Genomic DNA, 17314 nt, shown 5'->3' with positions numbered 1-17314 from the left:
CCCCGCCACACCGGCCACCTCTCCCACCTGTGCCGCCAGGCCGAAGTCCGCCAGCACCAGTGGCGTGCCGTTGATAGCTGTCTTGAAATAGTCCACCAGGGACAGCACCAGTCCGGCAACCCCCACCAGTATAGCGGAAAGCCACAATCTACCCAGCAGCGCCCCCAGGGTGAACACCACAGCGCCGTAAAGGACGCCGGTCAGCAGCAGATAGGTGGGCCATTTCACGAACCACTCCCACACGATGGAGAGGGAACCGGTAACCACCCACTGGACGGCCACCGCCACAGCCAGCCCCATGCAAAGGCTGCCGCCCAGAAACATGACCCAGCGCAGCCACACCGGCCCCAACGCCCGGGGCCGCTTCTGTCTCTTCAACACTTCTACCTCATTTCCCAGGTTATAAAAAGGGCCGCGGGGATTTCCCGCGGCCCCGATAATCTCCGATCAGTATGCCAGTTTCTCCGCCAGATAGCTCTTCAGCTGGTCGACGGGCAGCCGCACCTGCCCTCCCGCAAAAGCACTGCTTTTGCGAGACCCCTGTCCCATCTCATTCCTCGGGCGGAATGAATCCGCCCTCCGGCGAGATTTTGCCTCCGGCAAAATGCTCGGACGCCGCGCCGCGGCGTTCTGGAGCAGGATCGACACAGGCATCAATATGCCAGTTTCTCCGCCAGATAGCTCTTCAGCTGGTCGATAGGCAGCCGCACCTGCTCCATGGTGTCCCGGTCCCGGACGGTAACGCAGTTGTCGCCAGCCTTATCCGCGTCGCCCACGGTGTCGAAATCCACCGTGATGCAGTAGGGCGTGCCGATCTCGTCCTCCCGGCGGTACCGCTTGCCGATGGAACCGGTGTCGTCAAAATCCACCATCCAGTCCTTGCTGAGCTCCGCCTGGATCTCACGGGCCTTTTCGGAGAGCTTCTTAGAAAGGGGCAGCACCGCGCACTTAAAAGGCGCGATGGCCGGATGGAACCGCATGACGGTGCGGACGTCGTTCTTTTCTGCATCCACCACCTCTTCATCGTAGGCTTCCACCAGCAGGGCCAGGGTCATCCGGTCCGCGCCCAGGGAGGGCTCCACCACATAGGGGATATAGTGCTCGTTCTTCTCCTGATCGAAATAGGTCAGATCCTGGCCGGAGTGCTCCTGATGCTGGGTCAGGTCGTAGTTGGTCCGGTCCGCCACACCCCACAGTTCCCCCCAGCCGAAGGGGAACAGATACTCAAAGTCCGTAGTGGCCTTGGAGTAGAAACTCAGCTCCTCGGGCTCGTGATCCCGCAGCCGCAGATTCTCCTCCTTGATGTTCAGGCCCTTCAGCCAGTCGTGGCAGTACGTCCGCCAATACTGGAACCACTCCAGATCCGTGTCCGGCTTGCAGAAGAACTCCAGCTCCATCTGCTCGAACTCCCGGATGCGGAAAATGAAATTGCCCGGGGTGATCTCGTTGCGGAAGGACTTGCCGATCTGGCACACGCCGAAGGGCAGCTTCCGGCGGGTGGTCCGCTGGATGGCGGGGAAGTTGACAAAAATGCCCTGGGCGGTCTCCGGCCGCAGGTACACCTCGTTGGCGGTGTCCTCCGTGACGCCCTGGTGGGTCTTGAACATCAGGTTGAATTTGCGGATGTCGGTGAAGTCGCTCTTGCCGCAACCGGGGCAGGGCACTTGGTTGTCCCGGATGAATGCCACCAGCTCCTCCTGGGTCATGGCCTCCACGTTCACGTCCATGCCGTGCTCCTGCACATAGCTCTCCACCAGCTTGTCCGCCCGATGGCGCATCTTGCAGGCCTTGCAGTCAATCAGAGGATCGTTGAAGGTGGATACGTGGCCGCTGGCCACCCACACCTGGGGATTCATCAAAATGGCAGAGTCCAGTCCCACGTTGTAGGGATTCTCCTGGACGAATTTCTTCCACCAGGCCCGCTTGACATTGTTCTTCATCTCCACGCCCAGGGGACCGTAGTCCCAGCTGTTGGCAAGGCCGCCATAGATCTCACTGCCGGGGAATACGAATCCCCGGTTCTTACACAGGGCCACGATCTTCTCCATGGTCTTCTCGGTGTTTTTCATGTTCCATTCTCCTTTACGGCGGCCCGGACAGAAAAAACGCCCCGAGCCGGTTTTCGGCTCAGGGCGAACAATCAGTCCGTGGTTCCACCTGAATTCGCGCCTGGCTGACGCGCACTCTTCACCCGGTAACGGCGGGGACCGGCAGGGCATTTCCGCCCCGCGGCTCCAGGGTGCCTGTTCTTCCGCCTCCCCGCAAGGGCTCACACCAGCCGCCCTCTCTCTTTGCCGGGGTATGGGGGATACTTCTCCCTGTCACTGCCTTTTGGATATCGTGAGAACTGTATCACGTTTTCATCAGAATGTCAAGGCCGAGTCCCACAGAAGCCGCACCAGGCAGGGCACTCTCTCACCCGGACCCTGGTCTGATCCCTTATCCGAAGCGCAGAAAAAGGCCGCCCTATAGGGCGGCCTTTCCCAATTTACTTTTTCTCCCGATCGTAGGCCACGATCACCCGGCGGTTGGGCTCCGTTCCGGTGGAGTAGGTCGTCACATTGGGCACATCCTGCAGCGCCGTATGGATCACATGCCGCTCATAGGCATTCATAGGTTCCAGTGTCACGCTGCGGCGGTACTTGGTGACCTTGGCGGCCACCTTCCGGGCCAGATGCTGAAGACTCTGCTCCCGCTTTTCCCGGTAATTCTCCGCGTCCAGCTGCACCCGCACCCGGCCGCTGCCGCTGCGGTTCACCGCATAGCTGGTCAGCTGCTGGATGGCGTCCAGAGTCTCGCCCCGGCGGCCGATCAGTGCGCCCAGATTCTTGCCCTCCAGGATCACCTTGTAGCGGCCCTTCTCCAGCAGATAGATGTGGATCTCCGCAGCACTCTCCATCTGCTCCAGCAGGCCGGAGAGGAACTTACGGATGGCCTGGGCCTTCTCGTCATCCACTTCTTCGCCCAGTGTCTGCACGGGAGCGGACTGCCGGGTCTTCTCCTCCGGGGCGGGCGCCGGCGCCTCCGCCGGCTTGCGCTCCTGTCTGGGCGGCTTTTCCGCTTTGGGGGGCTTAGGCCGCTCTTCCTGCGGCTTCTCCTTGGGGGCAGGCGCGGGGGCGAGAATCTCCTCTTCCTCCTCCGGGCCGTAGCTCACCCGGACCTTGGCCGGGCAGCTGCCCAGACCCAGAAAACCGGACTTTGCTCGCTCCAAAATCTCAACGGACACATCGTCCCGGTCCAGGCCAAGCTGCCGCAGGGCATTCTGGATGGCCTCATCCTCGGTCTTGCCCGTTACATCAATAAACTGTCTCATGGCGTAACAAGCTCCTTACTGATCATCATAGCGGTCCTCCTTGTAGGACCGGCCGCGGGCATAGGGCCGGTCTCCCACACGGCCCGCTTCCGTGGTGCTGGTGGCCGCCTTTTTGGCCTTCAGGGCCTTGGCCTCCTGCGCCGCCTGCCGCTTTTCCTTCAGGCTCTTCTTCTGTGCGGCCTGCTGACGCTGCTGCTCCTGAAGCAGCTTGGCCTCCTCCATCCGCTTCTGGCGGTCCGCCTGGATCATCTCCTGCCGGGCGTCCTCCTCTTCCTGCAGCTTCTTGGTGTAGAACTTGCCCAGGACCATCTCCTGGATAATGGAGAACGCGCTCTGGGCAGCCCAATACACGCCCAGGGCGGCGGGCACGATGAAGGCGATGTAGATAGACATCAGAGGCATCATCCACATCATCATCTTGGTGGAGCCGTTGGCAGCCGCAGTCTGGGCGGACTGGCTCATGCTGACCTTGCTCAGCAGGAAGCTGAACACACCGGAAATGATGGGAATCAGAATCAGTCCCACCGCGGCCAGCGTGATGCCCGTGGAGAGGCTGCTGACAGCGCTCCAGGGCGTCTGGATCAGGTCAATCCCCAGGAAGTGGTAGTCGATGTTCACCCAGCCGGGATGCTCTGCAATGAAGTCGGGGAACTGGCTGTTAATGATGTTGGAAATGGCGATCTGCTCATAGCCAGGGCTGGCCACGATCTCAATACCGGCGCCTTCAATCAGACTTCTGGCCGCATTCACTACCGCCAGACCGGCGTCCTTGCCGCCGAAGTTCATGAAGTAGACAATGGGCTCCCGGATGATATAGTACAGGGCCATCAGAATGGGCAGGGGCAGAAAGCTCCACAGGCAGCCGCTCATGGGATTGAAGCCCTCTTCCTGGTAGAACTTCTGCATCTCCTCCTGCATCTTCAGCTGGTTGTTGGCGTATTTCTTCTGGATCTCCTGCATCTTGCCGGACATGCGGCTCATCCGCACCATGCTCTTCTTGGACTTCATCTGGAAGGGCAGCAGGATCAGCTTGATGACCAGCGTGAACAGGATCAGGGACACGCCGTAGGACCCTGTCAGGTTGTAAAACAGCCGCAGCAGGGCCGCAAACGGGATACAAATTGCGTATCCGATGGTTGAAAACATAGATGCTTCCTCCAAATTGTAATGGGACCCGGGCTTTCAGCGCCCGCAGAGCGGAGCATTTCCGCTTTCGGCCTGTCCGCATTCCGCAGTGCCGGCTGACAGACGGCCGGACAGCAGCACAGGGTCCGGCAGAGGGGCTTGTCCCCTCCTCTCATGGGACCGGATCATATCCTCCCTTGTGAAACGGATTGCAGCGCAGGATACGCCGGAACGCCAGCCAGCCGCCCTTGAGGGCGCCGTACTTCTCAATCGCCTCCAGCGCATATTGGGAACAGGTGGGAATATACCGGCAGCAAGGCGGCCGGTACGGGGAGATGGCCACCCGGTAAAATTTCACCAGGGCCAGCAGGACCTTTTTCATCATGACCGGTCCTCCAGCAGCTCCAGCTTCCTGCAAAGACGCAGGAAGGTATCGTTCAGCTCCTTCCAGGAGGCAGTCAGGGTCCGTCCCCTGGCTACTAGAATCATATCGTACCCCTGGCGGAGCCGTCCGGAATTGAGCCGGTAGACCTCCCGCAGGCGGCGGCGGGCCCGGTTGCGGACCACCGCATGACCCAGCTTGACGGATACCGTCACGCCCAGGCGGTTGTGCCCCAGCCGGTTTTTCCGGCAGTAAAGCACCATCCCTCCGCCCACGGCGGAGGCGCCCTTCTGGTACAGCCGGCGGAACTCATAATTCTCTTTCAGGGTCACTGCCCGCTTCATGCTGCCACCTGCCTTCTCCCATTTGACACATCTGACACAAACTCAACGAGGGACGGAGGAATCACAGAATTCCCGCCGTCCCTGAAGACGTTGTTCAAGTGTCTCCCGCACGGTCCGTTTCTCAGTAGGACAGACGGGCGCGGCCCTTGGCGCGGCGACGGGCCAGGACCTTGCGGCCGTTGGCGGTTGCCATTCTCTTGCGGAAACCGTGGACCTTCTGGCCGTGCAGCTTCTTGGGCTGATAGGTACGTTTCGTTGCCATGTTGAGACACCTCCTGTCAGAATTGCGGCCCTTTTGAGGGCGGCACTTACTCGACACCGCCTAAAGGGCGGCGCAGTAAACAGATCAAGACCGCATGATCGCGGCGCAACCGATATTATACAGACTGTTTGAAAATATGTCAACTAAAACTTAAAAGTTTTGCGAAATTTCCGTATTTTTTTCTTTTTTCAGTTGCGATTCTCGAAAATTTCAAAATCTGGTGTCCCATGATGTCCAAAGCCGCTATATCTTGTTGCCTGTGCAGGCGGATCTCCTTGGTTCTTATTATTAGAATAAGTGTTGTAATTTCCGGCTGTCTTTGGTATAATAAAGCGTACTGCCATGTCTATTTTTTACTAGAGAGAGGTGTTTCCTTTTGAATTCCGTCGCCGACGTGTGGGACAATGTACTATCCCAGCTGAAGGGCGAGCTCTCGGAGACCACCATCGCCACCTGGTTCGACGAATTGGAGGCTGTGGACATCCAGGGCAATACGTTTATCCTCCACTGTTCCAACGACTTTAAAAAAGGCTATATCGAGTCCCTGTTCATGAAAAACATCAAGGCCTCCCTTCACGACATTTTCTCCACGGATTTTGAAGTGAAGATTCTGGACGACCTGGATTACGCAGAGCTCAAGGATAACCGCCCGCACCGCCAGAGTGAGCGGTTCACTTCCGCGGAGTTCACATTCGAGACCTTCGTGGTGGGCCCTTCCAACAAGCTGGCTTATGCCGCCTCCGTCTCCGTGGCGGAGCATCCTGCTCAGAACTACAACCCCCTGCTGATCTACGGGGACTCCGGCCTGGGCAAGACCCATCTGATCTATGCCATCGCCAACGTCATCCGCCGGAACGATCCCCGGTCCAAGATCGCTTACGTCAAGGGCGACGACCTGACCAACGAGCTGGTGGATGCTATCCGGGAGGGCAAGACCGCGGAGATGCGGGAGAAGTACCGTCAGGCGGACCTGCTGCTGGTGGACGACGTGCAGTTCATCGCCGGCAAAAAGCAGACGCAGGAGGAGTTCTTCCATACCTTCAACACCCTGTACGAGTCCGGCCGGCAGATCGTCCTGACCTCTGACCGCCCCCCCTCTGAGATGACCCAGCTGGAGGACCGCCTCCGCACCCGGTTCGAGTGGGGCCTGCTGGTGGACGTAGCGCCGCCGGATTTTGAGACGCGCCTTGCCATCGTGAAGAACAAGGCCGCCCTGCTGGGCATGGAGCTGCCGGACAAAATCTCCGCCTACATCGCCGAAAACGTCACCGCCAACGTCCGCCAGCTGGAGGGCACCATCAACAAGATCCTGGCCTACAAGGATCTGCTGGGCAACGACACCGACGAAGAAACCGTCACCCGGGCCATCCAGGACATGCTGCGCCGCAGCAACGAGTATGTCCCCACGCCGGAGGCCATCCTTGAGTATATCTCCAAATATTACAGTCTGGACGAGTCCGTGATCCGGGGCCAGCAGCGGGTGCGGGACGCGGTCTCCGCCCGGCAGATTGCCATGTACCTGATCCGCTCCATGACGAACCTCAGTCTGGATGAGATCGGCAAGGTCTTTGACAACCGGGACCACTCCACCGTCCTCTACTCCATCCAGCAAATCGAAAAGAAGATGAAGAAGGACGCTGCGTTTGCCGAAATGGTGAAGGAGATCAAGACGAATATCAACTCCAAGCGGTGACCAGATTTCTCCACATCTTCCGTGGAAAAGAAAAACTTCCCTGTGGAAAATGGTCTTTCAAAAAAGTCCGTGGAAAAATCCCCGGATCCTTCCACATCCCCTGTGGAGCCTCAAAATCCGACAGCGCAAGCCTTTCCCCGCCTTTTCCACAGCTTTTTTCCCTACGGCTGCTTTTTCTAAAAAATACATTTCTTTCTTTTTCAAAAGAGCGATTCCGACCCATATCTTCAAACCCCGACTAGAGAGGAAGTGCATGCATGAAATTCTCCTGTGAAAAAGCCCTTCTGCAAAGCGCCATCGCCGTCACCAGCCGCGCCGTGGCCCAGAAGAGCTCCATTCCCGCGCTGGAAGGGCTGCTGCTCCACGCGGACAGCCAGCTGACCATTTCCGGCTACAACCTGCAGACCGGCATCCGTACGAAGGTCTCCACCGATGTAACGGAACCCGGCGAGATTGTTTTAAACGCCCGCCTCTTCGGCGACATCATCCGCCGGATGCCCGACGATGTGGTGGTTTTCACCGCAGATGACAAACAGCTGGTTCATCTCTCCTGCGGCGATGCGGACTTTGATATCCTGGGCCTCTCCGCGGCGGATTACCCGGAGCTGCCCATGGTGGAGGATGATTTTTCCGTCTCCATCCAACAGAAGCTGCTGCGTGCCATGATCGAGGAGACGGCCTTCGCTGTCTCCACCAATGAGAGCCGCCCCATCCATACCGGTGCCCTGTTCGAGATCACGGACCAGGGCCTGACTATGGTGGCGGTGGACGGATTCCGTCTGGCCATCCGGCGGGAGCCGCTGGAAAAGATCGACGGCGGCGCCTTTTCCTTTGTGGCGCCGGGCAGCGCCCTGGGCGAGGTGAAAAATATCTGTTCCGACGTGGAGGATCTGGCTGCCGTGACCCTGGGCAAAAGTCATATTCTATTTGAGGTAGGAGACACGGAGTTGATCTGCCGCCGGTTGGAGGGAGAGTTCCTGGATTATAAGAATGCCATCCCACGGAAGAATCCCATCTCCGTCATCGCGGACACCAAGGCCCTGATCGAGAGCATTGACCGCGTCAGTGTGGTGATCTCCGAAAAGCAGAAGAGTCCGGTCCGGTGCCTGTTTGACCACGACAAGGTGCTGCTCTCCGCCAAGACCGGAAACGGCGAGGCCAAGGATATCTGCCGCTTGTCCGGTGACGGCGGCGGGCTGGAGATCGGGTTCAACAACCGCTATCTGATGGAGGCTCTCCGGTACGCGCCGGCGGACACGGTGAAGATCGAGCTGAATACCGGCGTCTCCCCCGCCATCATCGTCCCCACGGAGGGGGAGGAAAACTTCCTCTATATGGTCCTGCCGGTGCGGCTGAAGAGCGCGGAGTGAGCAGATGGAGACGATCACGATTCACACGGAGTTCATCAAGCTCCAGGACCTGCTGAAATTCGCCAATCTGGTGTCCTCCGGCGGCGAGGCAAAGGAGCGGATCCAGGGCGGCGAGGTCACCGTCAACGGCGAGATCTGCACCATGCGGGGCAAAAAGATCCGCCCCGGAGACGATGTGGCCTTCCAGGGCGCCCATTATACGGTGGCCTATGCGGATTCTTGAGCTGGAGCTGCAGCATTTCCGCAACTACTCCGGCCAGCGGGTATCCTTTGACCCGGACTGCAATGTGATCTTCGGGGAGAACGCCCAGGGCAAGACCAATCTGCTGGAGGCTATCGTCTACCTCTCCTGCGGGAAATCCCCCCGGGCCAGGACGGACCGGGAGATGATTGCCTTCGATGCGCCCGCCGCTGTGCTGGAAGCCGGGATCTCCGCCCGAGACCGGGAGTTCCGCACCCGGGTGGAGCTGTACCGGGACCGGCGGCGGAAGATGTGGGTGAATCAGGTGCCTGCCAAAAACAGCGCCGCCCTGAGTCAGGTATACCACACCGTATTCTTCTGCCCGGACGACCTGTATCTGATCCGGGAGGGGGCCGCCGCCCGGCGGCGCTTCATGGACACCGCACTCTGCCAGTTGCGGCCGAGATACGCGGCCGCTCTGGCGGAGTACCACCGGCTCTATGACCACAAGACCCGCATTCTGCGGGACAGTGAGGAGCGGCCGGATCTCCTGGAGCTGCTGCCGGACTTTAACGAACGGATGGTTCGTTTCGGCGCAGTGCTGGTCCACTACCGCCGGCAGTTCGCGGAGGCGCTGAAGCGCTATGCCGCCCGCCACCATCGGGAGTGCTCCGGCGGAAGGGAGCGCCTGGAGATCACCTATCAGACTGTTTCCTCCGTCACGGACCCGGCGGCGGAGGTGGAGGTTCTCACGGAGCAGCTCCGGGCCCACATGGAATCCCACCAGGGGGCGGAGCGGGCCTCCCGGATGTGCCTCTCCGGCCCCCACAAGGACGATCTGGTCATCACCATCGACGGCCGGGAGGCCAAATCCTACTCTTCCCAGGGTCAGACCCGCACCGCGGCTCTGGCGCTGAAGCTGGCGGAGCGGGAAATCTACCAGAACGCCACCGGCGAATACCCGGTGCTGCTGCTGGATGACGTTCTCAGTGAGCTGGATCCCCGCCGGCAGGAGTTCGTTCTCAACCGCATCGCGGGGGGGCAGGTGTTCATTACCTGCTGCGAAGATGATCGGCTGCCGGTCCTTCTGGGTGGGAAGGTGTTCCATGTGAAACAGGGCGCCATCGGGTGAAGAACACCGCGACCAAGCGTGAGCGCAGGAGCCCTGCAGTACATCAGCTGTCTGCGGGAAGTGGATTTTCTCTTTTTGACAGCAGAAAACAGAGTGAAAGCAGGGAAAGGCAGAATGGACTGGATTTGGTATCATGCGCTGCCCCTCATTGTCTTTGGCGTCCCGCTCATTGGATTTCTGTGGGAGCTGCTGGTGGGGCTGCTCTGCCGGAAAAACTGCTGGCTGCTGTCTCTTCCGGTGCTGGCGGGCGCATTGGGACTGGCTCTCTGTCTGCTGGCACAGTCCTCCCTTTCGCTGTCCTTCCTGCTGGGGTTCTGGGCAGCTTATGGATGTGCACTCCTCTTTGGATGGAGCCTTTCCCAGTTGCGGACCACAGGGGATCTCCGCTGGAAAAAGTGGATATGCCGGGGAATGGCGCTGTGCTCCGGCGCGGCGCTGGCTGTCGGCTTCGGCGTACTGATCTTGCACGAGATGCGGGCGGCCAATTACACCATGGTGGAGGAAGTCATCAGTGAGGAAAATGCGCTGTCCGAGATCCCGGAGCTGGCCATTACGGATACGGACCGGAAGATTCTCTCCGCTCTGGAGGCGAGTTCTTCTGTTCAGGCAGCCATCGGCGAAGGGGATAAAGTCACAATTAACGGCTTGGTTCCGGCGGAACACGCGGATGTCCAGAAGATTTTGTCAGAATTTCTGGAGGAAGGGCAGTATCAGTTTTCCGAGGTCGGCACCATCGCGCAGTTCGGCGAAATCGGCACTTTGTACTATGATATTTTCGACCGGGAAGAGGGCATCAGGATCATTACAGAAAAGCTGAGTACCGGGGACTTTCGAAAGACAGTCGCCGTTTACAGCGGAGATCCAGAGGAAAAATTGTCCGTGGTCATTTATGAAAATTATGAAGGAACGTTCCAAAAGATAGTCCGGCAGCGCCTGTGGTTTTACGATTTACTCCAGGTTCCAGAGGGGGCATGAACGATGTACCTGCATATCGGCCAAAACGAAATCCTTCCCGACCGCCGGGTCATCGGCATCTTTGATCTGGACAAATGCAGTTACGGCAAGCGGACCCGGGAGTATCTGGCGGCCGCGGAGAAAGAGGGCGTGGTGCTGGACGTGTCCGGCGAGATCCCCAAGTCCTTCGTGGTGTGCGATCACCCCTATCACCGGCAGATCGTGTACCTCAGCCAGCTGAATTCCACCACCCTCCAGAAGCGGGCGGAGAGCGGAAACCTGGAATGAGCCAGGGGGGGATCCCATGGCGGCATATACGACACTGGTAAACCTTCCCCACTTTTTATCCTTGTTCACATCCCTGGAGACAGGAACTCTGGTGCTCTTTCTGGCGGCAGTGTTCACGGTGCAGCTGGTCCTGCTGCAAAATTACAGCAGGCGCCGGAGACGGCTGGTCTAGCCCTCTGCTTCTGGTGTACAGCGTGTTCCTTCTGCTGCTGTATTTTGCCTGGGTGGCGCTGTTCGCCGCCCTCCTGGCTCTGCTGATATATCCCATTTTAAAGAAATTACGCATTTGATTCCAACTTACATGGTTCAGGGCAAGGAGAAACGGGCCGGAGGCGGCTCCGGCCCGGCTCTTCTTGCCTTGGAACGGATATGAATATCCTGAAAGGAGAACCTGCATGGCAGAAAATGAACTGTTGAACTCCACTGCGGTGGACACGGCCAACGAGTACGACGCATCGGAGATTCAGGTGCTGGAAGGCCTGGAAGCCGTCCGGAAGCGGCCCGGCATGTATATCGGCTCCACGTCCACCTCCGGCCTGCACCATCTGGTCTATGAGATCGTGGACAACGCCATCGACGAGGCACTGGCCGGCTACTGCACCGACATCCTGGTGCGAATCAACGAGGGGGACACCATCACCGTGGTGGACAATGGCCGTGGCATCCCCGTGGACATCCAGGCCCAGACCGGCAAGCCCGCCCTGGAGGTGGTGTACACCGTCCTCCACGCCGGCGGCAAGTTCGGCGGTGGGGGCTACAAGGTCTCCGGCGGTCTCCACGGCGTGGGCGCCAGTGTGGTGAACGCCCTTTCCGAATGGCTGACGGTCCAGGTCCACCGGGACGGACATATCTATGAGATGAAGTTCTCCAGGGGCAATGTGACCCAGCCCATGACCATTGTGGGAGATACAGACCACACCGGCACCACTGTCACCTTTAAGCCGGACCCGGAGATGTTCGAGGATACGGAGTACAATTACGATACCCTCCACACCCGGATGCGGGAGGAGGCGTTCCTGAACGCTGGCCTGTGCATCCGCACTGTGGACGCCCGCCCCGGACGGGAGCAGGAGGACAACATGTGCTTCGAGGGCGGCATCCGGGAGTTTGTTACCTGGCTGAACAAGAGCAAGGATGTGCTTCACAACGACGTGATTTACATGTCCGGAGCCCGGGAGGACTCCGTGGCGGAAGTGGCCATGCAGTATAACGACGGCTACAACGAGACGATCCTCTCCTTCGCCAACAACGTCCACACGCCGGAGGGCGGCATGCACGAGGAGGGCTTCAAGCGGGCTCTCACCAATGTGCTGAACGCCTACGGCCGGAAGATCAAGCTGCTGAAGGATGACGAGAAGGTCTCCGGCGAGGACTGCCGGGAGGGCCTCACCTGCGTCATTTCCGTCAAGCTGACAGAGGCCCAGTTTGAGGGCCAGACCAAGTCGAAGTTGGGCAACAGTGAGATCCGGACCCTGGTGAATAACATCGTCTCCGAAAAGCTGGAGATCTTCCTGGAGGAGAACCCCCAGGTGGGCCGGATGATCCTGGATAAGGCTCTCACTGCCAATCGGGCGAGAGAGGCCGCCAAAAAGGCCCGGGAATCCATCCGCCGCAAGACGGCTCTCGGCGGCGCCGCCATGCCGGATAAGCTGCGGGACTGCAATGAGAACAATCCGGAGCTGACGGAGCTCTATATCGTCGAGGGAGACTCCGCAGGCGGCTCCGCCACCCAGGGGCGGGATTCCCGGTTCCAGGCCATTCTCCCCCTGTGGGGCAAGATGCTGAACGTGGAGAAGGCCCGGGCAGACAAGGTCTACGGCAACGACAAGCTCCAGCCCGTCATCACAGCCCTGGGCGCGGGCATCGGGGATGAGTTCGATCTGAACAGGCTCCGGTATCACAAGGTCATCATCATGGCCGATGCCGATGTGGACGGCGCCCATATCCGTACTCTGCTGCTGACCTTCTTCTTCCGCTTCATGCGGCCCCTGATCGAGGAGGGCTATGTCTACTCCGCCGTTCCGCCCCTGTATAAGCTGACCCGTGGCAAGACCACCCGAGTGGCCTTTGATGATATCCAGCGGGAGAAGATCGCCGCCGAGATGCGGGGCGACAACCCCAACGCCAAGATCGACATCTCCCGGTTCAAGGGCCTGGGTGAGATGAACCCCCATGAGCTGTGGGAGACCACCATGGATCCCACCACCCGGACGCTCCGGCGCATCACGCTGGATGACGCCGTGGCCGCGGACGAGACCTTTACCATCCTGATGGGCGAGAAGGTGGAGCCCCGGAAGGAATTTATCGAGCGCAACGCCCAATACGCGGTCAATCTTGACTATTGATCCGTAGGGCGGCTGCCCTCGGCCGCCCGTCCGATCAGATATGCCTTTGCGGGCCGGCGAGGGCGCCGGCCCCTACAAAAAGGAGATACGATACATGAGCAAAAAGCCCCAATACGATCCTGAGGAGATCCGGTACCCCGAACAGAAGATCGTGGAGTCACCGCTGGTCCCCGAGATGGAGAAATCCTACATTGAGTACGCCATGAGCGTCATCGTGGGCCGGGCTCTCCCTGACGTGCGGGATGGCCTCAAGCCCGTCCATCGCCGGATCCTCTACGCCATGTATGAGGATGGCCTCACGGTGGACAAACCCTTCAAAAAGTCCGCCACCTGCGTGGGCGACGTGCTGGGCCGGTACCATCCCCACGGCGACGCCAGCGTCTATGACGCTCTGGTCCGCCTGGCTCAGGATTTCTCCATGCGCTATCCCCTGGTGGACGGCCACGGCAACTTCGGGTCCGTGGATGGCGATCCCCCGGCGGCCTACCGGTACACGGAGGCCCGGATGTCCCGGCTCTCCGACGAGATGCTGCGGGACATTGAAAAGGACACTGTGGACTGGGACCCCAACTTCGACGAGACCCGCAAGGAGCCCCGTGTCCTGCCCTCCCGGTTTCCCAATCTGCTGGTGAACGGCTCCAGCGGCATCGCGGTGGGCATGGCCACCAATATCCCGCCCCACAACCTGCGGGAGGTGATCGGCGCCTGCATCTGCGTGCTGGACAATCCGGAGGCTCAGCTCAGTGATCTGATGCAGTACGTCAAGGGGCCGGACTTCCCCACCCGGGGCATCATCATGGGTCGCAGCGGCATCCGGCAGGCCTATGCCACCGGCCGGGGCCGGGTGGTGATCCGGGCCCGGCATGAGTTTGAGGAGTTCGGCAAGGACCGCACGCGCATTGTCATCACCGAGATCCCCTACCAGGTCAACAAGCGTATGCTCATCAAGAGCATGGCCGACCAGGTGGAAGACAAGCGTCTGGACGGCATCTCCGACATCCGGGACGAGTCCGACCGGGACGGAATGCGCATCGTCATCGAGCTGAAGCGGGACGCCAACCCCCAGGTGGTGCTGAACCGCCTGTTCGCCCAGACCCAGCTGCAGACCAGCTTTGCCATCAACATGCTGGCCCTGGTGAATAACCAGTCTCAGCCCAAGATCCTCTCCCTGCGCCACATCATTGACGAGTATCTGGCCTTCCAGGAGGAGGTCATTATCCGCCGCACCAAGTACGACCTGCGCAAGGCCCAGGAGCGGGCCCACCTGCTGGAGGGTCTGCTGGTGGCTCAGGACAACATCGACGAGGTTATCAAAATCATCCGCAGCAGCTACGACAACGCCAAGGAGAACCTGATGTCCCGCTTCGGTCTGGACGATATCCAGGCCCAGGCCATTCTGGATATGCGGCTGAAAGCCCTTCAGGGCCTGGACCGGGAGAAGCTGGAGGCGGAGTACAAGGAGCTGGAGGAAAAGATCGCCTACTTCAACCAGCTGCTCTCCTCCGACGAGCTGCTGCGCAAGGTGCTGAAGGAGGAGCTCCAGGCCATCTCCGACAAATTCGGCGATGACCGGGTCACGGAGATCCAGGATGTGGAGGATGAGATCGACATCGAGGACCTGATCGAGGAGGAGCAGTGTGTCTTCACCCTGACCCAGGCGGGCTACATCAAGCGGACACCTGCCAGCGAGTACACCGCCCAGTCCAAGGGCGGCATGGGCAAGAAGGGCATCACCACCCGGGAGGAGGACTACGTGGTGGATGTGTTTACTGCCTCCACCCACGACTATATCCTCTTCTTCACCGACACCGGCAAGGTCTACCGGAAGAAGGGATATCAAATCCCCGAGTCCGGCAAGGCTGCCAAGGGGACCAACATCGTCAACATCCTTCAGGTGGAGCAGGGCGAGCGGATCCAAGCCATGATCCATACCCGGTCCATTGAGGACGACGGCCGCTTCCTCTTCATGGTTACCCGGAACGGCACGGTGAAGCGCCTGCCGGCCAATACTCTGAAGAATCTGCGGAACAACGGCATCCGTGCCCTGCGGATGGAGGAGGGTGACCAGCTGATCGCTGTCCGGGAGACTGACGGCAGCCAGAAGATCCTCATCGCCACCCATGACGGTATGGCAGTCTGCTTTGACGAGAACGATGTGCGGCCCATGGGCCGGGACGCCGTGGGTGTGCGGGGTATCCGCCTGCGCCAGGGCGACTACGTGGTGGGCGCCGCCCGTGCCAAGGCCAATCATGCGGTGCTGGCCATCACGGAAAACGGCTACGGCAAGCAGACGCCGGTGGAGGACTATCGGATCACCAACCGGGGCGGCCTCGGCATCAAGAACTACATGGTGACGGACAAGACCGGCCCCGTGGTGGGCATCAAGGTGGTGGACGGCACGGAGGACCTGTTGCTGGTGACCCAGGCAGGCATCCTGATCCGCACCCCGGTGGACAGCATCCGCACCGCGGGCCGGGCCACTCAGGGCGTCATCGTCATGCGGTTCAAGGAGGAGGGGGATCACGTGATCTCCCTGGCGCTCACAGACCATGAGGAGGGCAGCGCCGAGGCCGAGGAATAAGGCCGTCCGGAGCCGGGGCGAAAACGCTTCTGCCGGAATGTTTATCAGAACACAGGGGGAGCTGTTCCCGAGGAGACGGCTCCCCCATTCAAAACCATCTTCCAAAAGGATTTCATGATGAAAACAGTCACCATCTACACCGACGGCGCCTGCTCCGGCAATCCGGGCCCCGGCGGCTGGGGCGCGATTTTGATGTACGGCCCCCACAGCCGGGAGCTCTCCGGCGGAGAGGCCGCCACCACCAACAACCGCATGGAGCTCACCGCCGTGATCCAAGCACTGTCCCTGCTGAAGGAGCCCTGCATCGTGGACCTCTGGTCCGATTCCAAATATGTGATCGATGGGCTGGAGAAGGGCTGGGCCAAAGGCTGGAAGGCTAGGGGCTGGAAAAAAGCTGACAAGAAGCCCGCCCTGAATCCGGATCTCTGGGACAGGCTGCTGTCCCTGACAGAGGTTCATTCCATCCGTTACCATTGGGTCAAGGGCCACGCGGAGAATGCGTACAACAACCGCTGTGATGAGCTGGCGGTGGCGGAGAGTCAGAAATACAAGTAGTATGTCTCCTGTACCCCGCAGAACGGGGCAGGCGCCGTACAAGCGGTTCGACGACGGCAAAGCCACGGCGGAGTCGGAATTTCCTCTCGCCGGGCAAATCAAAAAAATAGGTCCCCCACCGGCTCTGCCGGGCGAGGGACCATGCGGAGAGCGCATACAGCAACCACTGTGATGAGCTGGTGGCGGCCGGAGATCCTGATAGCCCCCGCTTCCTTCTCATGGGGAGAAAAAGTGAGAGAAACAGACCTATCTTCCAAAAAAAGACAAGTTTTTCTAAATTTTTCCGCTGTTTACGAAAACAGAAAAAAACATTCACAATCTGTTCATAAGAAAAACATAATTTAGAAAAAATTTTCGGATATCTTTATAATCAAGCAAAGGGTCCTCCCAAACCCGATGCGTTTTCTCCCTCCTAAAAACACACACAGCACAAAGGACCGCCACATGGCGGTCCTTTGTGTGTTTACGGCTGGATCAGCTCCTTGCTGAGATGGACGATGAAGTCCTGCACATTGGTGACGATGCCCCGGGCGGAGAGGCTTCCCCGGTCACTGAGTTTGTTCACGGCAAATTCTGAGATATCCACGCAGTAGAAATACACCTGCCGCACGGTTCCATCTGCCAGCACCCGGTAGGAGGGGGTCATGTTTCCGGCGGCGATGGTGTGGAGGGCAGTGGCCATGCAGATCACCGTGGTGGCGGAGCGGATCTCTGCCCGCATGGCGTCCTGAGCGGCATAGACGTCTGCCAGCACCGGCGGCAGAGGCCCGTCGTCCCGGATGGAGCCCG

17 protein-coding genes, 1 pseudogene and 1 other annotated feature are annotated in these 17314 nt (G+C 59.7%); of the genes and pseudogenes, 10 read left to right on the top strand and 8 right to left on the bottom strand.

What is annotated here, in order from left to right; translation table 11 throughout:
- The 7 genes from HMPREF1546_RS19260 to rpmH form a co-directional block, all read right to left on the bottom strand.
- On the bottom strand, positions 1 to 378 hold a 378-nt coding region (locus tag HMPREF1546_RS19260), incomplete at its 3' end, for a hypothetical protein (protein WP_036636894.1).
- A gap of 275 nt (positions 379 to 653) precedes the next feature.
- Positions 654 to 2069, bottom strand: coding sequence for a glycine--tRNA ligase (locus tag HMPREF1546_RS12395; RefSeq protein ID WP_021751153.1), 1416 nt, complete (start codon positions 2067 to 2069; stop codon positions 654 to 656).
- Positions 2070 to 2125: 56 nt separating this feature from the next.
- Positions 2126 to 2334: a binding site (T-box leader), on the bottom strand.
- Positions 2335 to 2488: 154 nt separating this feature from the next.
- Positions 2489 to 3313 carry an RNA-binding cell elongation regulator Jag/EloR gene (gene jag / locus HMPREF1546_RS12390; protein ID WP_021751151.1) on the bottom strand — a complete coding sequence of 275 codons (825 nt, stop codon included), beginning with the start codon at positions 3311 to 3313 and terminating at the stop codon, positions 2489 to 2491.
- Between the two features lie 15 nt (positions 3314 to 3328).
- Entirely contained in the window at positions 3329 to 4459 is a 1131-nt protein-coding gene (locus HMPREF1546_RS12385) for a YidC/Oxa1 family membrane protein insertase (RefSeq protein ID WP_021751150.1), read from the bottom strand.
- A gap of 151 nt (positions 4460 to 4610) precedes the next feature.
- Positions 4611 to 4820: a membrane protein insertion efficiency factor YidD gene (yidD, locus tag HMPREF1546_RS12380; protein ID WP_025543888.1), complete on the bottom strand. Its 210-nt coding sequence runs from the start codon at positions 4818 to 4820 to the stop codon at positions 4611 to 4613.
- On the bottom strand, positions 4820 to 5164 hold the full coding sequence (gene rnpA / locus HMPREF1546_RS12375; protein WP_021751148.1) for a ribonuclease P protein component: 345 nt from the start codon (positions 5162 to 5164) through the stop codon (positions 4820 to 4822). Before rnpA ends, yidD begins: the two co-directional genes overlap by 1 nt.
- A gap of 121 nt (positions 5165 to 5285) precedes the next feature.
- Positions 5286 to 5426: a 50S ribosomal protein L34 gene (rpmH, locus tag HMPREF1546_RS12370; protein WP_021751147.1), complete on the bottom strand. Its 141-nt coding sequence runs from the start codon at positions 5424 to 5426 to the stop codon at positions 5286 to 5288.
- Positions 5427 to 5802: 376 nt separating this feature from the next.
- On the opposite strand from rpmH, the gene dnaA reads away from it, so the two are divergent.
- The 10 genes from dnaA to rnhA all read left to right on the top strand — a co-directional run bounded on the left by dnaA (position 5803) and on the right by rnhA (position 16525).
- Positions 5803 to 7119 (top strand): chromosomal replication initiator protein DnaA, encoded by a 1317-nt coding sequence (dnaA, locus tag HMPREF1546_RS12365; protein ID WP_021751145.1) that lies wholly within the window; start codon positions 5803 to 5805, stop codon positions 7117 to 7119.
- Between the two features lie 257 nt (positions 7120 to 7376).
- Positions 7377 to 8489: a DNA polymerase III subunit beta gene (gene dnaN / locus HMPREF1546_RS12355; protein ID WP_021751143.1), complete on the top strand. Its 1113-nt coding sequence runs from the start codon at positions 7377 to 7379 to the stop codon at positions 8487 to 8489.
- 4 nt (positions 8490 to 8493) lie between these two features.
- Positions 8494 to 8712, top strand: coding sequence for an RNA-binding S4 domain-containing protein (locus tag HMPREF1546_RS12350; RefSeq protein WP_021751142.1), 219 nt, complete (start codon positions 8494 to 8496; stop codon positions 8710 to 8712).
- The gene (recF, locus tag HMPREF1546_RS12345; RefSeq protein WP_021751141.1) at positions 8699 to 9802 is read left to right on the top strand and encodes a DNA replication/repair protein RecF; all 1104 of its coding nucleotides are present in this window, start codon (positions 8699 to 8701) and stop codon (positions 9800 to 9802) included. The genes HMPREF1546_RS12350 and recF overlap by 14 nt, the downstream gene beginning before the upstream one ends.
- A 114-nt stretch (positions 9803 to 9916) precedes the next feature.
- The gene (locus tag HMPREF1546_RS12340) at positions 9917 to 10777 is read left to right on the top strand and encodes a hypothetical protein (protein WP_051320022.1); all 861 of its coding nucleotides are present in this window, start codon (positions 9917 to 9919) and stop codon (positions 10775 to 10777) included.
- 3 nt (positions 10778 to 10780) lie between these two features.
- On the top strand, positions 10781 to 11044 hold the full coding sequence (gene remB, locus HMPREF1546_RS12335; RefSeq protein WP_021751139.1) for an extracellular matrix regulator RemB: 264 nt from the start codon (positions 10781 to 10783) through the stop codon (positions 11042 to 11044).
- Between the two features lie 16 nt (positions 11045 to 11060).
- Entirely contained in the window at positions 11061 to 11216 is a 156-nt protein-coding gene (locus tag HMPREF1546_RS18910; RefSeq protein WP_156909671.1) for a hypothetical protein, read from the top strand.
- Between the two features lie 223 nt (positions 11217 to 11439).
- Entirely contained in the window at positions 11440 to 13389 is a 1950-nt protein-coding gene (gyrB, locus tag HMPREF1546_RS12330) for a DNA topoisomerase (ATP-hydrolyzing) subunit B (RefSeq protein WP_021751137.1), read from the top strand.
- Positions 13390 to 13483: 94 nt separating this feature from the next.
- Positions 13484 to 15970, top strand: a complete 2487-nt coding sequence (gene gyrA, locus HMPREF1546_RS12325) for a DNA gyrase subunit A (RefSeq protein ID WP_036631208.1) — start codon at positions 13484 to 13486, stop codon at positions 15968 to 15970.
- 117 nt (positions 15971 to 16087) lie between these two features.
- On the top strand, positions 16088 to 16525 hold the full coding sequence (rnhA, locus tag HMPREF1546_RS12320) for a ribonuclease HI (RefSeq protein ID WP_036631207.1): 438 nt from the start codon (positions 16088 to 16090) through the stop codon (positions 16523 to 16525).
- A 463-nt stretch (positions 16526 to 16988) separates the two neighbouring features.
- Here rnhA and HMPREF1546_RS18420 read toward each other — a convergent pair.
- Positions 16989 to 17314, bottom strand: a pseudogene (locus HMPREF1546_RS18420) (hypothetical protein); the annotation flags it as partial.

Origin of the sequence: Oscillibacter sp. KLE 1745 (genome assembly GCF_000469445.2) — a bacterium.
In the GTDB taxonomy this organism is placed as follows: Bacteria; Bacillota; Clostridia; order Oscillospirales; family Oscillospiraceae; genus Oscillibacter; species Oscillibacter welbionis.
This window is presented reverse-complemented; position numbering and strand designations above follow the sequence as displayed.

Coding starts and splice junctions, on each gene's coding strand:
- gyrB (WP_021751137.1), top strand. CDS start 11,440: ATGGCAGAAAATGAACTGTTGAACTCCACTGCGGTGGACACGGCCAAC.
- yidD (WP_025543888.1), bottom strand. CDS start 4,820: ATGAAAAAGGTCCTGCTGGCCCTGGTGAAATTTTACCGGGTGGCCATC.
- rnpA (WP_021751148.1), bottom strand. CDS start 5,164: ATGAAGCGGGCAGTGACCCTGAAAGAGAATTATGAGTTCCGCCGGCTG.
- jag (WP_021751151.1), bottom strand. CDS start 3,313: ATGAGACAGTTTATTGATGTAACGGGCAAGACCGAGGATGAGGCCATC.
- remB (WP_021751139.1), top strand. CDS start 10,781: ATGTACCTGCATATCGGCCAAAACGAAATCCTTCCCGACCGCCGGGTC.
- rpmH (WP_021751147.1), bottom strand. CDS start 5,426: ATGGCAACGAAACGTACCTATCAGCCCAAGAAGCTGCACGGCCAGAAG.
- gyrA (WP_036631208.1), top strand. CDS start 13,484: ATGAGCAAAAAGCCCCAATACGATCCTGAGGAGATCCGGTACCCCGAA.
- HMPREF1546_RS12385 (WP_021751150.1), bottom strand. CDS start 4,459: ATGTTTTCAACCATCGGATACGCAATTTGTATCCCGTTTGCGGCCCTG.
- HMPREF1546_RS12350 (WP_021751142.1), top strand. CDS start 8,494: ATGGAGACGATCACGATTCACACGGAGTTCATCAAGCTCCAGGACCTG.
- HMPREF1546_RS12340 (WP_051320022.1), top strand. CDS start 9,917: ATGGACTGGATTTGGTATCATGCGCTGCCCCTCATTGTCTTTGGCGTC.
- rnhA (WP_036631207.1), top strand. CDS start 16,088: ATGAAAACAGTCACCATCTACACCGACGGCGCCTGCTCCGGCAATCCG.
- dnaN (WP_021751143.1), top strand. CDS start 7,377: ATGAAATTCTCCTGTGAAAAAGCCCTTCTGCAAAGCGCCATCGCCGTC.
- HMPREF1546_RS18910 (WP_156909671.1), top strand. CDS start 11,061: ATGGCGGCATATACGACACTGGTAAACCTTCCCCACTTTTTATCCTTG.
- HMPREF1546_RS12395 (WP_021751153.1), bottom strand. CDS start 2,069: ATGAAAAACACCGAGAAGACCATGGAGAAGATCGTGGCCCTGTGTAAG.
- recF (WP_021751141.1), top strand. CDS start 8,699: ATGCGGATTCTTGAGCTGGAGCTGCAGCATTTCCGCAACTACTCCGGC.